This window comes from Sphingobacterium sp. WOUb80 (assembly GCF_050058145.1).
Taxonomy (GTDB): domain Bacteria; phylum Bacteroidota; class Bacteroidia; order Sphingobacteriales; family Sphingobacteriaceae; genus Sphingobacterium.
In genome coordinates this window covers 6,013,666-6,027,189 of sequence record NZ_CP165617.1, presented here as the reverse complement: position 1 = coordinate 6,027,189, position 13,524 = coordinate 6,013,666, and the positions used below count along the sequence as shown (strand labels likewise).

Sequence of the window (13,524 nt, the reverse complement as noted above, 5' to 3'; positions counted from 1 at the left end):
CCCTTGTCATAAATACCTATATACGATGAATTTTTATACAAGAAAATGGGTCAAACCCGAAGACCTAAATCCCAATGGAACATTATTTGGCGGAACACTACTGCGGTGGATTGATGAAGAAGCGGTCATCTATGCTATCGTTCAATTAGGAAATCCCAAAGTGGTTACGAAATTTATTTCAGAAATAAACTTTGTAAGCTCAGCCAAGCAAGGCGATATTCTCGAACTGGGTATTGAAGCGATCAATTTTGGAACAACATCGTTAACGATGCGCTGCGAGGTACGCAATAAAATATCCAGGAAAACAATTCTATCGATCGATAAATTGGTCTTTGTAAACTTGGATGAAGATGGTAATCCAGCTCCTCATGGAAAAGATAGCATTACCTATGCGTATATGGGGATTGAGAAGACAGGTAGAGATGATTAAACATCTCCCCTGTCTTTATTAATTTGGTATCTCCTCAAGGGAGATGGCACATTTATTCTTCCATTGAATCCAGGCTATTCTTCTAGTCTAGTACTCACCTAACCCTTTGCAAAAATTCATGCATTTTTGTATTTTTTAAACAAACTATGATTTCTGTCTCTTTCCTTCAATTTCTTTTTTAAGATCCAATTCCACCCAAAAGCCAAAAATAGGGATCAAAGAAGCCAAGAAATATTTCACGGCCTTTAATATAGGCCACTTGTATTCTACAGTTGACATGATCAGCATAACGACGAAGATAACGACAAAGAAGCCATGAATGGAACCGGCTATTTTGACTGCTTCGGGGATACCCGCGAAATATTTCAACGGCATGGCAATAAAAAACAAGCAAATGGTGGAGATTGCTTCCCACAGGGCGATCTGTCTGAATATTCTTAACATAATGATAAACTGTGTATTGTGAACCTCAAAAATAAGACTCTAAAAACGCTTTAACTATTATTTTTCCCCCTTTGACCAGGATGTGACATTCAGCTAGAAACAGCGACAGTGTTTTATCAGAAACCGCCAATTTTACAATAAATAGTTCATATTCATCAGAAAAAATGCGTACTTTTGAATGAATATATGCTTCACAGATTTTGTCATTTGAAGCTATAACACTCAACTACAGAATATTTATTTATATGAATTACGACATCATTGTAATCGGTAGTGGTCCAGGCGGGTATGTTGCTGCCATTAGAGCCGCTCAGTTAGGGTTCAAAACAGCGATTATTGAACGCGAATCATTAGGCGGAATCTGTCTAAACTGGGGCTGTATCCCTACAAAAGCATTATTGAAAAGTGCTCAGGTATTTGAATATTTAAACCATGCCGCTGATTACGGCATCAATGTTCAAGGTGGTGAGGCTGATTTTGACGCTATTGTCAAAAGAAGTCGCGGGGTTGCTGAAGGAATGAGTAAAGGTATTCAGTTCTTGATGAAAAAGAATAAAATCGACGTCATCAATGGAACTGCAAAAATTAAAAAAGGTGGTAAAATCGATGTGAAAGGAGCAGACGGTTCTACTAAAGAATATTCGGCAAAACATACCATCCTAGCGACTGGTGCACGTTCACGTGAATTGCCTAATTTACCTCAAGATGGTAAAAAAATCATCGGATACCGTCAAGCAATGACACTTCCTAAACAACCAAAATCTTTAGTTGTTGTTGGCTCAGGTGCTATCGGTGTTGAGTTCGCTTATTTCTATAATGCAATCGGAACAAAAGTAACTATCGTAGAATTTATGGATAGAATCGTTCCTGTTGAAGATGAAGAAATTTCAAAACAATTAGAGAAAAGCTTAAAAAAACAAGGTATCACCATCTTAACGAAATCTGAAGTTCAGTCCGTTGACACAACAGGTGAGTTGAGCAAAGTTTCTATCAAAACAGAAAAAGGTATTGAAGTTATCGAAGCAGAGATTGTATTATCGGCTGTTGGTATCGCTCCAAATATCGAAAATATCGGCTTGGAAGAGGTTGGTGTAAAAACTGATCGCGGCCGTGTTGTTGTAGATGATTTCTACAAAACAAACATCGAAGGTGTATATGCGATCGGTGACATTGTTAAAGGCCAAGCCTTGGCTCACGTTGCCTCAGCAGAAGGAATCACTTGTGTTGAAAAAATCAAAGGTCTACATGTTGAACCTATTGACTACAATAATATCCCTGGATGTACATATTGTTCCCCAGAAATTGCTTCTGTAGGTTATACCGAAAAAGCGGCAAAAGAAGCCGGCTATGAAATTAAAGTTGGTAAATTCCCATTCTCAGCTTCAGGAAAAGCTTCAGCTGCTGGTGCCAAAGATGGCTTTGTTAAAGTTATCTTTGATGCTAAATATGGTGAGTTCCTAGGCGCACACCTTATCGGAGCCAATGTTACAGAAATGATTGCAGAAGTTGTTGTTGCCCGCAAACTGGAAACAACAGGTCATGAAATGATTAAAACGATCCATCCTCACCCAACAATGAGTGAAGCGATTATGGAAGCTTGTGCTGATGCTTACGGTGAAGTGATCCACTTGTAGTATTAAAACAAATAAAACTAAAAAGGGGAAAATCTAACGATTTTCCCCTTTTTAGTTTTATGATCGAATGGTTAATAGCGATTACATAACCAATCGCGACTTAAAGACGATCTGTTGATCGACAATTTCGCTGTTGTCAATGCGTTCAAATAAAATTTCAGCCGCTTTACGCGCTTGCATTCCCGGAAATTGCTCTATGCGTCCCATTGGCGGATTTTCCATATATTGCCATAACGGATAGTTGGCATAACTAATAAAGAAAATATCTTGATTTAAGACAAGCCCCTTTTGTCTGGCCGCTTTCATCAAATCAAGTGTAACAAAGTCATTAAAAGATATAATGGCAGAAGGTCGCTCAGACATCGCAAATATACTATCCATAGCCTTTTCATTTCCTTCCGTACTCAGGTCTGTTTCGATGATATTCTTTTCTAGAATATCCATACCATTCCTTTTCATAGCCGATAGATAAGCTACTTTTCGATCTTCACTGGCAGGTAGTGTTTTCGGTCCATTTACAAGTGCGATGACTTTATGCCCACGTGCTACAAAAGCATCGACAGCTTCGTTCATCCCAGTAGAAAGATCACTCTGCACTTTATTGATATTAGGTAAACTAGGCACACAGTCAAAGAAGACAATCGGGATACCAGACGCTTCCAATTTCTCAATGAATTCTAAATTGGTCGTCTTTTTACCTATAGACATCAAAATCCCATCGACACGATGGTTTTTAAATGTTTTTAAGATCTGCTCTTCACGATCAGGATCATCCAATGATTGTCCCATCAGAACAGTATATCGGTGTTCGGATGCAACATTTTCAATTTCACTAATGGCGAAAGAAAAAAACGGTTCAGACAAACTCGGCAAGATCACAGCAATAGTGAATGTCTTACGTTGTTTGAAGAATATAGCCGTCTGATTGGGTTCATAATTCAATTCTTCGGCCATTTTTTTAACTCGCATTGTTGTTACTAATCCAATACTTGGATGATCATTCAATGCTCTAGAAACTGTCGAAGGACTGATTTTCAGCTTCTTGGCAATTTCTTTAATCGTGGCAGGCTTGTTCACTTTATTCATAAATCCAAGGGCTTTATATAAAAATAGGGCTTTTATATCCCTAATCATAATTTTTTTTCAACAATATTGACTACGATTTTAAAGACAATTATTGTTGGTAGATTAAACAAAGATACTTACTGTAGACTTAGTCTACAAATTGAATTTCGGCAGTTCCCACTGCAAACTCCGTGGCCAGGAACTCCAATGGCTCTACTCCCCTAAAAAGGAGTTCATCCTTAAAATAAACTTTTATCTTGTCACTATATTCGCCCCAATCCACAAATTTAACTTTATTGAGCTGTTCAAGTGGATTACCTTTCGTTAGGATACAAATGTGCTTATCAGCAGCTTTTAACTGCGCAAATAGGGTGTTAATATGATCAAACAAGTGTAGGCGTAGCGGCAAAATTGCATTTACATGAAGCCGTTCAAAATTTTCCTTATATTTTTGATCAAATCCAAAAGTTTGTTGTGTATGTTCGAACAATAGATTCTCACCTTGATGCTCAAGGTGATTTTTCATAAATTGAACCAAATCTGCTTGGGCCGGAACAGTCTCTGTAAATTCTATAAAACTAGCAAAAAGATAATATACTTGAAGTAAGTAGTCCCTTTTGGGAAAAACAACATCATCTAATTCAAAAACATACACCTTTTTTTCTTCTGGAAACATCATGAGTATAAAAGCTTAAAGTTAAGGGCTGTATCAACACCGTTGGAACGATTATTACATGAGCCACAAAGTGATATCCTATTTGGATACACAGATTAATGCAAGATCCTCACCAGAATCTGATGTGGCAAATAATCCGTCCAATGATCTTTCGAAAGTCGCTGAGCCCAATAAATCGTTGCCCTTTGACAGAAGTCTATAAGGCAAATCAGCTGGCGGATTTTCCATAACAGGAATAGTTTCAAGCAGATCTTTATCAGGAACAAGAACTGAAATCTGATATTCCTCAAATAAAACTTTGGCTGCAGCCAATGGTTCCAGCTCAAAACCTCCTAAAGGCAGCACATAATTAACCTGTTGGTCTAAACTTAATTTGAGTATCTCATGTGCAAAAGTGGGGAGAAGTCCTTTCGGAATCTTCGCATAGTTACCTGAATTTAGCAGCAATTCAGGAATATCTTCTGAACTTGCATATATTATTTCGAAATCAGTTCCCAATTTTTTAGCGATACGCATTGCCAAAGGTCTGGTTCCGAAAGTGATGAGTATTTTCTTCATTAAAAATATAGTTATAAACCCGATTATTTCAGGGCATTTTGATATTTCTGGGTATTTTGGATCTGTCACACGACTAATCCATCACGCATATGAATCGTTCGATCCGAAATTCGGGCAAGTTCCTCATTATGGGTAACGATAATAAACGTTTGCTGAAACTTGTTTCTAAGATCAAAAAACAATTGATGTAAAGCTGCTGCATTTTCCGAGTCTAGATTACCAGAGGGTTCATCAGCCAAAATAATAGAAGGATCATTGATTAGAGCACGCGCTACAGAAACACGTTGTTGCTCACCCCCAGACATTTCTGCAGGCTTGTGGTCAATACGATGCGAAACCCCTAATAAGTCCAGCAGTTCCTTTGCTTTAGCTTCCGCTTCGGACCTCCCTTTTCCCTGAATAAAAGCTGGAATACATACATTTTCCAGTGCTGTAAATTCAGGCAACAGATGGTGGAATTGAAATACAAAACCAATATGTTCATTTCGGAACGCGCTTAACTTTTTAGCATTCAATTTTTGAACATCAACACCATTGATGGAAACCGTTCCCTGATCAGGCTTATCCAAGGTACCAATGATGTGCAACAGTGTACTTTTACCAGCTCCTGAAGCACCAACAATACTGACGATTTCCCCTTTTTCAACAGCGATATCAACACCTTTCAAAATTGGTAATGACCCATAAGCTTTGTGAATTCCTTTGGCATGTAACATCATAGGACAAAGATAAATAAATTTACGATACCACGAGTTTGAATAAATAAGCTGTTATTTCTCTATTCCAGCCATTTTATTTTGTCTAAATGTCAAAAAATAGATAAAAGAGCAACTTATCCCTTGTCTTATCCCCCAAAAAATTATATTTTTACGCCAAATATTTTTGCAAATGAACATTCACGAATATCAAGGAAAGCAAATACTAAAGAGCTTTGGTGTGCGCGTACAGGAAGGTATCGTAGCAGATACTCCAGAGCAAGCTGTGGAAGCGGCCAAAAAAATGAAAGAAGACTACAACTCTGATTGGGTTGTTGTTAAAGCTCAAATTCACGCTGGTGGCCGTGGTAAAGGTGGTGGTGTCAAGTTAGCTAAGAACTTGGATGAAGTCAAACAAAGAGCAACTGACATCATTGGCATGCAATTAGTAACGCCTCAAACTGGACCTGAAGGTAAAAAAGTAAACAAAGTTTTGGTAGCTCAAGACGTTTATTATCCTGGCGAGAGCGAAACAAAAGAATTCTACATGTCTGTATTATTAGACCGTGCTAAGGGACGTAACATCGTTATGTACTCTACAGAAGGTGGTATGGACATCGAAGAAGTTGCAGAAAAAACACCACACTTGATTTTCAAAGAAGAAATCGATCCAAAAGTAGGCTTACAAGGATTCCAAGCACGTAAAATTGCTTTCAATCTTGGTCTTTCTGGTGCTGCACACAAAGAAATGGTGAAATTTGTTGCCGCTCTTTACAAAGCGTACGATTCTACAGACTCTTCTATGTTTGAGATCAATCCGGTATTAAAAACTTCAGACGACAAGATCTTAGCAGTTGATGCGAAAGTAAATCTTGATGAGAACGCTTTGTACCGTCACCCAGATTACGCTGCTATGCGTGACGTAACTGAGGAAGATCCAACGGAAGTTGAAGCTGGTGAATCAAACCTAAACTACGTTAAATTAGATGGTAACGTAGGTTGTATGGTAAATGGTGCTGGTTTAGCAATGGCTACAATGGATATCATCAAATTAGCTGGTGGTGAACCTGCAAATTTCTTGGACGTAGGTGGTACTGCAAATGCTGAAACTGTAAAAGCTGGTTTCAATATCATTTTAAAGGACCCTAACGTAAAAGCGATCTTAATTAATATCTTCGGTGGTATTGTTCGTTGTGACCGTGTTGCTCAAGGTGTAATTGATGCTTACAGCGAAATCGGTAACATCCCTGTTCCAATCATCGTTCGCCTTCAAGGTACGAATGCTGAAGAAGCGAAAAAATTAATTGATGAGTCCGGTTTACAAGTTTATTCTGCAATCTTATTGAAAGAAGCTGCTGAATTGGTAACGAAAGTATTAAAAGGTTAATTCCTTTAATCATCATAACAAAAACGCGGACTAGTGATAGTCCGCGTTTTTTGTTTCTACTCCTCCTATCGCTCGCCACACAGACAAAAAGCTCTCTTCTTAGCAAACCTATATTCCATAGCAAAACGAGGTGTGTGCCATTTCCCAATCTTTGAGTTTTCACCGGTCCTTATTTCAAAATATATTTCCCTTGTGCAGGTTAACGAACCATCTTTAAGTGAATTAAATCAACATTTATAACCAATAAACCAACAGAATAGCTTATTTTTGTATTGCTTTTTTAACAAAGCATCTTTTACAAGTCAATCTCCAAAAATTAAGATGGAACACACAAGAATAAAGGAACTATTGAATGCCACAGAATTTGGCAAAGAGGTCGTTGTTAAAGGTTGGGTAAGAACTTTCCGCAACAATCAGTTTATAGCAATCAATGACGGTTCGTCAATCAATAATATTCAAGCAGTTGTCGATTTTGAAAATACACCTGAAGATATCTTAAAACGTATCACCACTGGAGCAGCAGTTCGCGTAAAAGGTCAATTGATAGAATCATTGGGTAAAGGGCAAAAAGTTGAGGTCAAAGCTACTGAAGTTAGTATTATTGGCGACTCTGACCCCGAAAAATATCCATTACAACCCAAAAAGCATAGCTTAGAATTTTTACGTGAAATTGCACATTTGCGTTTCCGTACCGGAACATTCAATGCGGTATTCAAAGTGCGTAATGCTTTAGCATTTGCAGTACACAAGTTTTTTCAGGAAAACGATTTTGTCTACATGCATACACCAATCATCACAGGTTCGGATGCGGAAGGTGCTGGAGAAATGTTTCAGGTTACAACCCTGGATTTAAAAAACCCGCCACGCAAAGAAAATGGAGATATCGATTTCAAAGAAGACTTCTTTGGAAAATCGACGAACCTTACTGTATCGGGCCAATTGGAAGGAGAACTTGGTGCCATGGCATTTGGAAACATCTATACGTTCGGTCCAACATTTAGAGCGGAAAACTCAAATACAACACGCCATTTGGCTGAATTCTGGATGATCGAACCCGAAATGGCTTTCTATGAATTAGAGGACAATATGGACTTGGCCGAAGCTTTGCTGAAATATGTGATTAAATATGCTTTGGAAACCTGTCCAGAAGAAATTGAGTTCTTAACCAATCGTTTGCTGGAAGAAGAGAAATCTAAACCTGCTGCAGAACGCTCAGAATTAAATCTTGTTGAGAAGTTAAACTTCGTATTAACAAACGATTTTGAAAGGGTTACCTATACCGATGCCGTTGAAATATTAAAGCGTAGCAAACCAAACCAAAAGAAACAATTCAAATATTTAATTGATGATTGGGGTGCTGATTTACAATCGGAACACGAACGCTATTTGGTTGAAAAACACTTCAAGAAACCTGTTATCTTAACAGACTATCCGCGCGAAATCAAGTCCTTCTATATGAAGCAAAATGAGCCGGATGCACAAGGAAGAAACACAGTACGTGCCATGGATATTCTTTTCCCAGGTATTGGTGAAATGGTCGGTGGTTCGCAGCGTGAAGAAAATCTTGATCGTTTACTTGATCGCATGGCTGAAGTTGGTATTCCCGCAGAAGAAATGGAGTGGTTCTTGGATACACGCCGTTTTGGATCGGTACCACATTCAGGATTTGGCGTAGGTTTTGAACGCCTCGTTTTATTCACGACAGGGATGACCAATATCCGCGACGTCATTCCATTCCCACGTACACCGAAAAACGCAGAATTTTAATATAAAGAACAACAGCCAAAACAAAATATTTTGGCTGTTGTTCTTTTAGATATAGCGTATCTGAATGCAGATAATAACCATTGCCCTATTGACATTCTACAACAGGGGCTAAGATTAAACCTAATTCAGGTACTTAACAAAAATAGAAAATGCTTATTAAGATATATAACGACAATCCTAACCCCAAGGCAATAGAACAGGCGGTTGATATTCTACGGCGTGGAGGTGTAATCATCTACCCTACTGATACCGTATATGGTATCGGCTGTGATATCACGCAACAAAAAGCCATAGAACGAGTATGTGAAATTAGAGGTCTAAAACCAGAAAAGGCTAATCTATCATTTATATGCTATGATTTAACAGATATTTCGCAATACACAAAATCCTTCGATACCTCCGTATTCCGTGTATTAAAAAAAGCCTTGCCTGGACCTTTTACCTTTATTTTTAACGCAACAACTAAAGTCCCTAAGCTACTAAGTTCCAAAAAGAAGACTGTGGGTATACGGGTGCCAGACAATAATATTGTTCGTGAAATTGTCAAACAATTAGGTAACCCTATTGTGACAACCTCCATTCACGATGAAGATGAAATTATTGAATATTCTACTGATCCCGAATTAATTCATGAAAAATACGAAGATCTAGTTGATGCTGTTATAGATGGCGGTTATGGCGATAATGTCGCATCTACCGTGGTCGATCTTACAGAAGGAACTTTTGATGTTATTCGTGAAGGAAAAGGTGATTTGGAGCAATTCCTATAAAAACCAACTTTCAGTAGAAACTCCCCTTATTAACCTATTTGCAAAATTCCCACCAGTATCATTGTTGGTAATTTGTGCATAAACTACTCCCATCAACATACTTATCAACAAAACAAGCTACTTATTAACACAAGAAATGTTAATAAGTAGCTTGTTGACATATGGATACTAACATAAAATGTGTATAAGTAGTCCTTTATCAACACTACATTGTTAATAACACAAACAAAAAGGATTCAAAAAAACAACAAAATGTGTAAAACTAGGGGGTTATACACATAAAAATGTGCATAAGATAACATTCATCGGCAAATTCGTTAAATATCGTGTTTATAAATAAACTATACTAACAGATCTCTGTGGAAAGTTAAGAACGATACTCTACCCGTTTTTTTATCGCTATGTTGAAAAGTTCAAATCCGCGCTTTGTTTCTATCAGTAGTTTTCCCAGAAAAGGAACCAACAATCCAGAAAAAAATTCGCCTTGGACAAATCTAACTTGTGAAGCTCCCACTTGTTCTAACCTAAAATAATGCTCGCCATCAAAAATACCTGGAAAGAATAAATCTCCTTTCCAGCGCAGCTCGCTATTCTGTTCAATAGACAGGAATTTTGGATTCATTTTGATCTTGAATCCGTTTGGTTGTTCTAAAAGCACTTTGCAGCGTTTTCCGACTACCGGTTGCTTTTCAAACTGTTTGATTGTTGGACTCCATTGGGAATAAGCCTTAAATCCACTTAATACCCGCCAAACCTCTTCTGCTGTCGCATCAATGAGAATACTCGTTTCAATCTTTTTCATTTTGTTCTTTTTATCGCTGAAACGACAAAATAGCTCAAGCTTCTTCACCTGTCTTCAAATAACGCTAAAGCGGATGTGATGCTATTCTAGTTTCATCTTAATTTCAATTATTACAACTGCAAACAAACTACTCCAAGCTTCATATGAACCATATAAATGTATAAATACACAAAATTTTGGTTACATGTTCTATTAAGCAAGCTGTTCGTTAACAGCTACAGGACAAAACTAGAAAAAGACAGGCGGCTCGCTCTTGACTTTTATCAAGAACTTATTTTTGTTCGAATACGACTCAAGGTTTCTGGGCTCATACCTAACACGGAGGCGATATATTGAAGGGGAACTTGTTGGAATAATAATTTATGTTGTTCAAAGTATTGGACATATCTTTCTTCCGCTGTTAGACAAATAAAATCCGAGATTCGCTGCTCCATGGTGCAAAAGCATTTTGCCAAAAAAGCCTTCTCAAATTTATTCCATTCCACAATTTCGGATTCCATTCGCTGGTAATCGGACTTTGACAAACGGTATACCGTACAGTCGCTAATGCATTGGAAATTCCATATGGAAGCCCTGTCAAAAATGAAAGAAGCAAGATCTGTCACAAAATGATTCCTTGTACCTATCCATTGCGTAAACTCTCCTTTTTTTGACCAAGCATATTGACGGATTAATCCGGATTCTATCACAAACAGATTGGAAGAGTAATCGCCCGCCTTGATCAGATATTCACCTCGTTTTAATTCAATACGCTCGAAGTTTGAGAAAAGTTTTAAGGCACTAGCCTCAGAAATAGGAAAAAAATCTCGAAAGAGTTGATCTAACATGAAAGGAGGTTTTATAAAATCACGACTTCTTCAATAATGACGTGACCTACATATTCATTTACCCTTCCTAGAATTTGTCTTCGCATAAGCGCCAATTCATTCTTAATAACAGCAGACTCTACACGTACGAACAGTTTTTTATCACGAACATATAGCTGCTGTGTGCGATTAGCGATAGCTTTACCAATCAATTGAGGCCAAACAGATGCGATCGAAGTTTCATCAAATTTTCTTCGTAGTTTATAAGCCTCAAGAAGACGCTCAACTCCCTCCTTAATTGTCATATCGTCGCTTGACCGAATGAATTCTAGGCTTTTTTTAGTTTGCTTCTTATACATTGACTTGTCCTCCTTCAATATCAAATATACGAACAGGTCGGCTGATTTCGTCAAAGATTCGCTGAATTCTCACGGAATCCGTATCTGTCAGGAAAATCTGTCCAAAATCATCTTCTGAAACCATCTGCATCAATTTATGTGTACGGCGATCATCAAGTTTATCAAAAATGTCATCCAAAAGAAGTAAGGGCTTAAAACCCTTTTTCTGCTGGAGATAAGAATATTGTGCAAGCTTCAGGGCAATTAGAAAAGATTTTTGTTGGCCCTGAGAACCAAACTTCTTTAAGGGCATTCCACCGTGAATGGTAAAGATCAGATCATCTTTATGTATTCCTTGCGTTGTGCGTTCCAGCATACGGTCACGTTCCAAATTCTTCTCCAAAATATTTAGAAACGAATCTGTCATTAAAGGCGATTCATATTGTAATTGAACAGACTCTGCATCCTCGGTGAGGAACTGATAGTGTCGGTCAAACTCCGGCTGAAACTCCTCCATAAAAGACCTTCTTTTTTGAAAAATAATATTTCCAACTTCTTCAAGCTGAAAATTGAGAATTTCGATTAGGCCAAGATCCAATACACTGGTTTGACGTGCTTGTTTAAGGAGACTGTTACGTTGGGCTAAATACTTATTATAAATAATCAGGGTATCTAAATATTTATTATCTGTTTGGGAAATCACATTATCCACAAACTTTCTACGCTCTTCACTCCCATCTGTGACGATGATGCTATCGTTTGGGGATACCATGACCAAAGGAAATAGGCCGATATGATCAGCCAGTCGCGGGTAATCCTTTTTATTTTTTTTAAATTGCTTTTTCTGATTTTTTTTAAGGCTACAAGAAATGAAATCACTAATGGATTCTTTATCAAATTCACCCTGTACCATAAACCAGTCATTTCCTGATTTGATATGCTGCGAATCAATTGGATTGAAATAACTTTTACAGAGTGATAAATAGTGAATCGCATCCAAAAGATTGGTTTTACCAACACCATTATTCCCCGTAAACGCATTTACCTCGGGGAGAAATTCCAAAGATGATTCCGAGTAATTCTTGAAATTTAGAACAGAAAGTTGCTTCAGCCACATAGCACAAAGATACGCTATTTGGATTGCTAAAAATTATTTTATTTCCTCAAAATCCACAAACTCACCAGCGGTTTCAGTTCCTTTACGTTCAGGACTTTCTTTCGGTGGAATGTAATCGACATGTACCTTCCCTTCGGGCTGAGACCTTTTACTTTCCTGTTGCCCTTGACCATTAAATTCATAATAAAAGGTACCGCCTGATCCTTGGCTACCATATGCTCCACCCTGCTGCTGCGCTTTTTTCATCAACTTTTCAGCTGCTTTACGCATTGCAAATGGTAAAAATAATCTAAATAAGAATCTTACTACAAAGTAAACAGCGAATGTAATAAGTATAAATTTTAAAAATGCCATAGTTAATTCGTTGCTATTTTATCAAATTTAACCAATAACTCGATAAACTGTTGTCTTTAAAATGTCAGATAAGAATTTATTAACAAATTTTAAGACTTTCCTAATCGCGCTTTTGTTTCCATAATAATTCGATAGAGCTCTTCTTGGCGCTGTGTACCCAACACGTAGGTAAGACCATCTTTATCCGTTAAAAAAACTGCATTTTTGCCTCCAGCGAAGAATTTAATCTTTCCTTTAGTATGCAGATTATAAACAGGATTATTGAAAAAGAATGTACTATAAGGCGCCTTTTCTATTTTTGTAATAGAGGCAAGATCGATTTTGACGACTCGAGTAGACCATAGTCCACTAATAAGTATATGGTCTTGAAATACTTCCGTACGGAATAATACCATATACATCATGACAATAGACGTGATGATAATACCTACTCCTACAATAAAGAACAATTGGCTCGATATCAAATGGTCTAAATTCAAATAAAATGCCGTAAAACAAAAAAGTACGAGCACTAAACGCACGCTGATCCAAACACGGTCACGACCTAAATATTGATTTTCCGAATAGAGTACACCTTCTTTCATTTACTTAAGATTTAGCTATTAATTTGGAGACTTCGCACCATTGTCTCTTACTATTTGAACTCCTCATTAGTATCATTTTTGCTTCTATAGATTTTGT

16 protein-coding genes are annotated in these 13,524 nt (G+C 37.5%); 5 read left to right on the top strand and 11 right to left on the bottom strand.

What is annotated here, in order from left to right; all coding sequences use genetic code 11:
* The first annotated feature begins 25 nt into the window (after positions 1-25).
* Positions 26-430 (top strand): acyl-CoA thioesterase, encoded by a 405-nt coding sequence (locus AB1Z56_RS24910; RefSeq protein ID WP_075991086.1) that lies wholly within the window; start codon positions 26-28, stop codon positions 428-430.
* Positions 431-574: 144 nt separating this feature from the next.
* Here AB1Z56_RS24910 and AB1Z56_RS24905 read toward each other — a convergent pair whose 3' ends face one another.
* On the bottom strand, positions 575-874 hold the full coding sequence (locus tag AB1Z56_RS24905) for a DUF3817 domain-containing protein (protein WP_046674086.1): 300 nt from the start codon (positions 872-874) through the stop codon (positions 575-577).
* A 245-nt stretch (positions 875-1,119) separates the two neighbouring features.
* Between AB1Z56_RS24905 and lpdA the strand changes: the two genes are divergently transcribed.
* A complete protein-coding gene (gene lpdA, locus AB1Z56_RS24900; RefSeq protein WP_070560650.1) occupies positions 1,120-2,508 on the top strand; it encodes a dihydrolipoyl dehydrogenase in 1,389 nt (462 codons plus the stop codon).
* An 81-nt stretch (positions 2,509-2,589) separates the two neighbouring features.
* Here lpdA and AB1Z56_RS24895 read toward each other — a convergent pair whose 3' ends face one another.
* The 4 genes from AB1Z56_RS24895 to AB1Z56_RS24880 all read right to left on the bottom strand — a co-directional run bounded on the left by AB1Z56_RS24895 (position 2,590) and on the right by AB1Z56_RS24880 (position 5,523).
* Complete coding sequence (locus tag AB1Z56_RS24895; protein WP_309364492.1) at positions 2,590-3,594, bottom strand: LacI family DNA-binding transcriptional regulator; 1,005 nt, start codon at positions 3,592-3,594, stop codon at positions 2,590-2,592.
* A gap of 127 nt (positions 3,595-3,721) precedes the next feature.
* Positions 3,722-4,252 (bottom strand): HAD family hydrolase, encoded by a 531-nt coding sequence (locus AB1Z56_RS24890; RefSeq protein ID WP_309364494.1) that lies wholly within the window; start codon positions 4,250-4,252, stop codon positions 3,722-3,724.
* A 75-nt stretch (positions 4,253-4,327) separates the two neighbouring features.
* Complete coding sequence (locus AB1Z56_RS24885; protein ID WP_309364496.1) at positions 4,328-4,807, bottom strand: hypothetical protein; 480 nt, start codon at positions 4,805-4,807, stop codon at positions 4,328-4,330.
* Positions 4,808-4,872: 65 nt separating this feature from the next.
* Positions 4,873-5,523 (bottom strand): ABC transporter ATP-binding protein, encoded by a 651-nt coding sequence (locus AB1Z56_RS24880; RefSeq protein WP_309364775.1) that lies wholly within the window; start codon positions 5,521-5,523, stop codon positions 4,873-4,875.
* A gap of 172 nt (positions 5,524-5,695) precedes the next feature.
* Between AB1Z56_RS24880 and sucC the strand changes: the two genes are divergently transcribed.
* The 3 genes from sucC to AB1Z56_RS24865 all read left to right on the top strand — a co-directional run bounded on the left by sucC (position 5,696) and on the right by AB1Z56_RS24865 (position 9,426).
* On the top strand, positions 5,696-6,889 hold the full coding sequence (sucC, locus tag AB1Z56_RS24875) for an ADP-forming succinate--CoA ligase subunit beta (RefSeq protein ID WP_046674091.1): 1,194 nt from the start codon (positions 5,696-5,698) through the stop codon (positions 6,887-6,889).
* Between the two features lie 321 nt (positions 6,890-7,210).
* Positions 7,211-8,656, top strand: coding sequence for an asparagine--tRNA ligase (gene asnS / locus AB1Z56_RS24870; protein WP_120333497.1), 1,446 nt, complete (start codon positions 7,211-7,213; stop codon positions 8,654-8,656).
* Positions 8,657-8,805: 149 nt separating this feature from the next.
* Positions 8,806-9,426: an L-threonylcarbamoyladenylate synthase gene (locus tag AB1Z56_RS24865; protein WP_120333498.1), complete on the top strand. Its 621-nt coding sequence runs from the start codon at positions 8,806-8,808 to the stop codon at positions 9,424-9,426.
* A 367-nt stretch (positions 9,427-9,793) separates the two neighbouring features.
* Here the strand turns inward: AB1Z56_RS24865 and AB1Z56_RS24860 are convergent, their stop codons facing one another.
* The 6 genes from AB1Z56_RS24860 to AB1Z56_RS24835 all read right to left on the bottom strand — a co-directional run bounded on the left by AB1Z56_RS24860 (position 9,794) and on the right by AB1Z56_RS24835 (position 13,427).
* Positions 9,794-10,228 carry an SRPBCC family protein gene (locus tag AB1Z56_RS24860; RefSeq protein WP_426790440.1) on the bottom strand — a complete coding sequence of 145 codons (435 nt, stop codon included), beginning with the start codon at positions 10,226-10,228 and terminating at the stop codon, positions 9,794-9,796.
* Between the two features lie 263 nt (positions 10,229-10,491).
* Positions 10,492-11,055: a Crp/Fnr family transcriptional regulator gene (locus AB1Z56_RS24855; protein ID WP_120333500.1), complete on the bottom strand. Its 564-nt coding sequence runs from the start codon at positions 11,053-11,055 to the stop codon at positions 10,492-10,494.
* Between the two features lie 11 nt (positions 11,056-11,066).
* Positions 11,067-11,339, bottom strand: a complete 273-nt coding sequence (locus tag AB1Z56_RS24850; RefSeq protein WP_227550177.1) for a DUF721 domain-containing protein — start codon at positions 11,337-11,339, stop codon at positions 11,067-11,069.
* 46 nt (positions 11,340-11,385) lie between these two features.
* Positions 11,386-12,489, bottom strand: coding sequence for a DNA replication/repair protein RecF (gene recF / locus AB1Z56_RS24845; RefSeq protein ID WP_424544301.1), 1,104 nt, complete (start codon positions 12,487-12,489; stop codon positions 11,386-11,388).
* Between the two features lie 33 nt (positions 12,490-12,522).
* Positions 12,523-12,843 carry a DUF4834 family protein gene (locus AB1Z56_RS24840; protein ID WP_088160261.1) on the bottom strand — a complete coding sequence of 107 codons (321 nt, stop codon included), beginning with the start codon at positions 12,841-12,843 and terminating at the stop codon, positions 12,523-12,525.
* Positions 12,844-12,932: 89 nt separating this feature from the next.
* On the bottom strand, positions 12,933-13,427 hold the full coding sequence (locus tag AB1Z56_RS24835; protein WP_120333501.1) for a hypothetical protein: 495 nt from the start codon (positions 13,425-13,427) through the stop codon (positions 12,933-12,935).
* Positions 13,428-13,524 lie beyond the last annotated feature (97 nt).

What these genes read in the sequence shown, in the direction of transcription:
- AB1Z56_RS24910 (WP_075991086.1), top strand. Translation starts at nt 26, where the DNA reads ATGAATTTTTATACAAGAAAATGGGTCAAACCCGAAGACCTAAATCCC.
- AB1Z56_RS24905 (WP_046674086.1), bottom strand. Translation starts at nt 874, where the DNA reads ATGTTAAGAATATTCAGACAGATCGCCCTGTGGGAAGCAATCTCCACC.
- lpdA (WP_070560650.1), top strand. Translation starts at nt 1,120, where the DNA reads ATGAATTACGACATCATTGTAATCGGTAGTGGTCCAGGCGGGTATGTT.
- AB1Z56_RS24895 (WP_309364492.1), bottom strand. Translation starts at nt 3,594, where the DNA reads ATGAATAAAGTGAACAAGCCTGCCACGATTAAAGAAATTGCCAAGAAG.
- AB1Z56_RS24890 (WP_309364494.1), bottom strand. Translation starts at nt 4,252, where the DNA reads ATGATGTTTCCAGAAGAAAAAAAGGTGTATGTTTTTGAATTAGATGAT.
- AB1Z56_RS24885 (WP_309364496.1), bottom strand. Translation starts at nt 4,807, where the DNA reads ATGAAGAAAATACTCATCACTTTCGGAACCAGACCTTTGGCAATGCGT.
- AB1Z56_RS24880 (WP_309364775.1), bottom strand. Translation starts at nt 5,523, where the DNA reads ATGTTACATGCCAAAGGAATTCACAAAGCTTATGGGTCATTACCAATT.
- sucC (WP_046674091.1), top strand. Translation starts at nt 5,696, where the DNA reads ATGAACATTCACGAATATCAAGGAAAGCAAATACTAAAGAGCTTTGGT.
- asnS (WP_120333497.1), top strand. Translation starts at nt 7,211, where the DNA reads ATGGAACACACAAGAATAAAGGAACTATTGAATGCCACAGAATTTGGC.
- AB1Z56_RS24865 (WP_120333498.1), top strand. Translation starts at nt 8,806, where the DNA reads ATGCTTATTAAGATATATAACGACAATCCTAACCCCAAGGCAATAGAA.
- AB1Z56_RS24860 (WP_426790440.1), bottom strand. Translation starts at nt 10,228, where the DNA reads ATGAAAAAGATTGAAACGAGTATTCTCATTGATGCGACAGCAGAAGAG.
- AB1Z56_RS24855 (WP_120333500.1), bottom strand. Translation starts at nt 11,055, where the DNA reads ATGTTAGATCAACTCTTTCGAGATTTTTTTCCTATTTCTGAGGCTAGT.
- AB1Z56_RS24850 (WP_227550177.1), bottom strand. Translation starts at nt 11,339, where the DNA reads ATGACAATTAAGGAGGGAGTTGAGCGTCTTCTTGAGGCTTATAAACTA.
- recF (WP_424544301.1), bottom strand. Translation starts at nt 12,489, where the DNA reads ATGTGGCTGAAGCAACTTTCTGTTCTAAATTTCAAGAATTACTCGGAA.
- AB1Z56_RS24840 (WP_088160261.1), bottom strand. Translation starts at nt 12,843, where the DNA reads ATGGCATTTTTAAAATTTATACTTATTACATTCGCTGTTTACTTTGTA.
- AB1Z56_RS24835 (WP_120333501.1), bottom strand. Translation starts at nt 13,427, where the DNA reads ATGAAAGAAGGTGTACTCTATTCGGAAAATCAATATTTAGGTCGTGAC.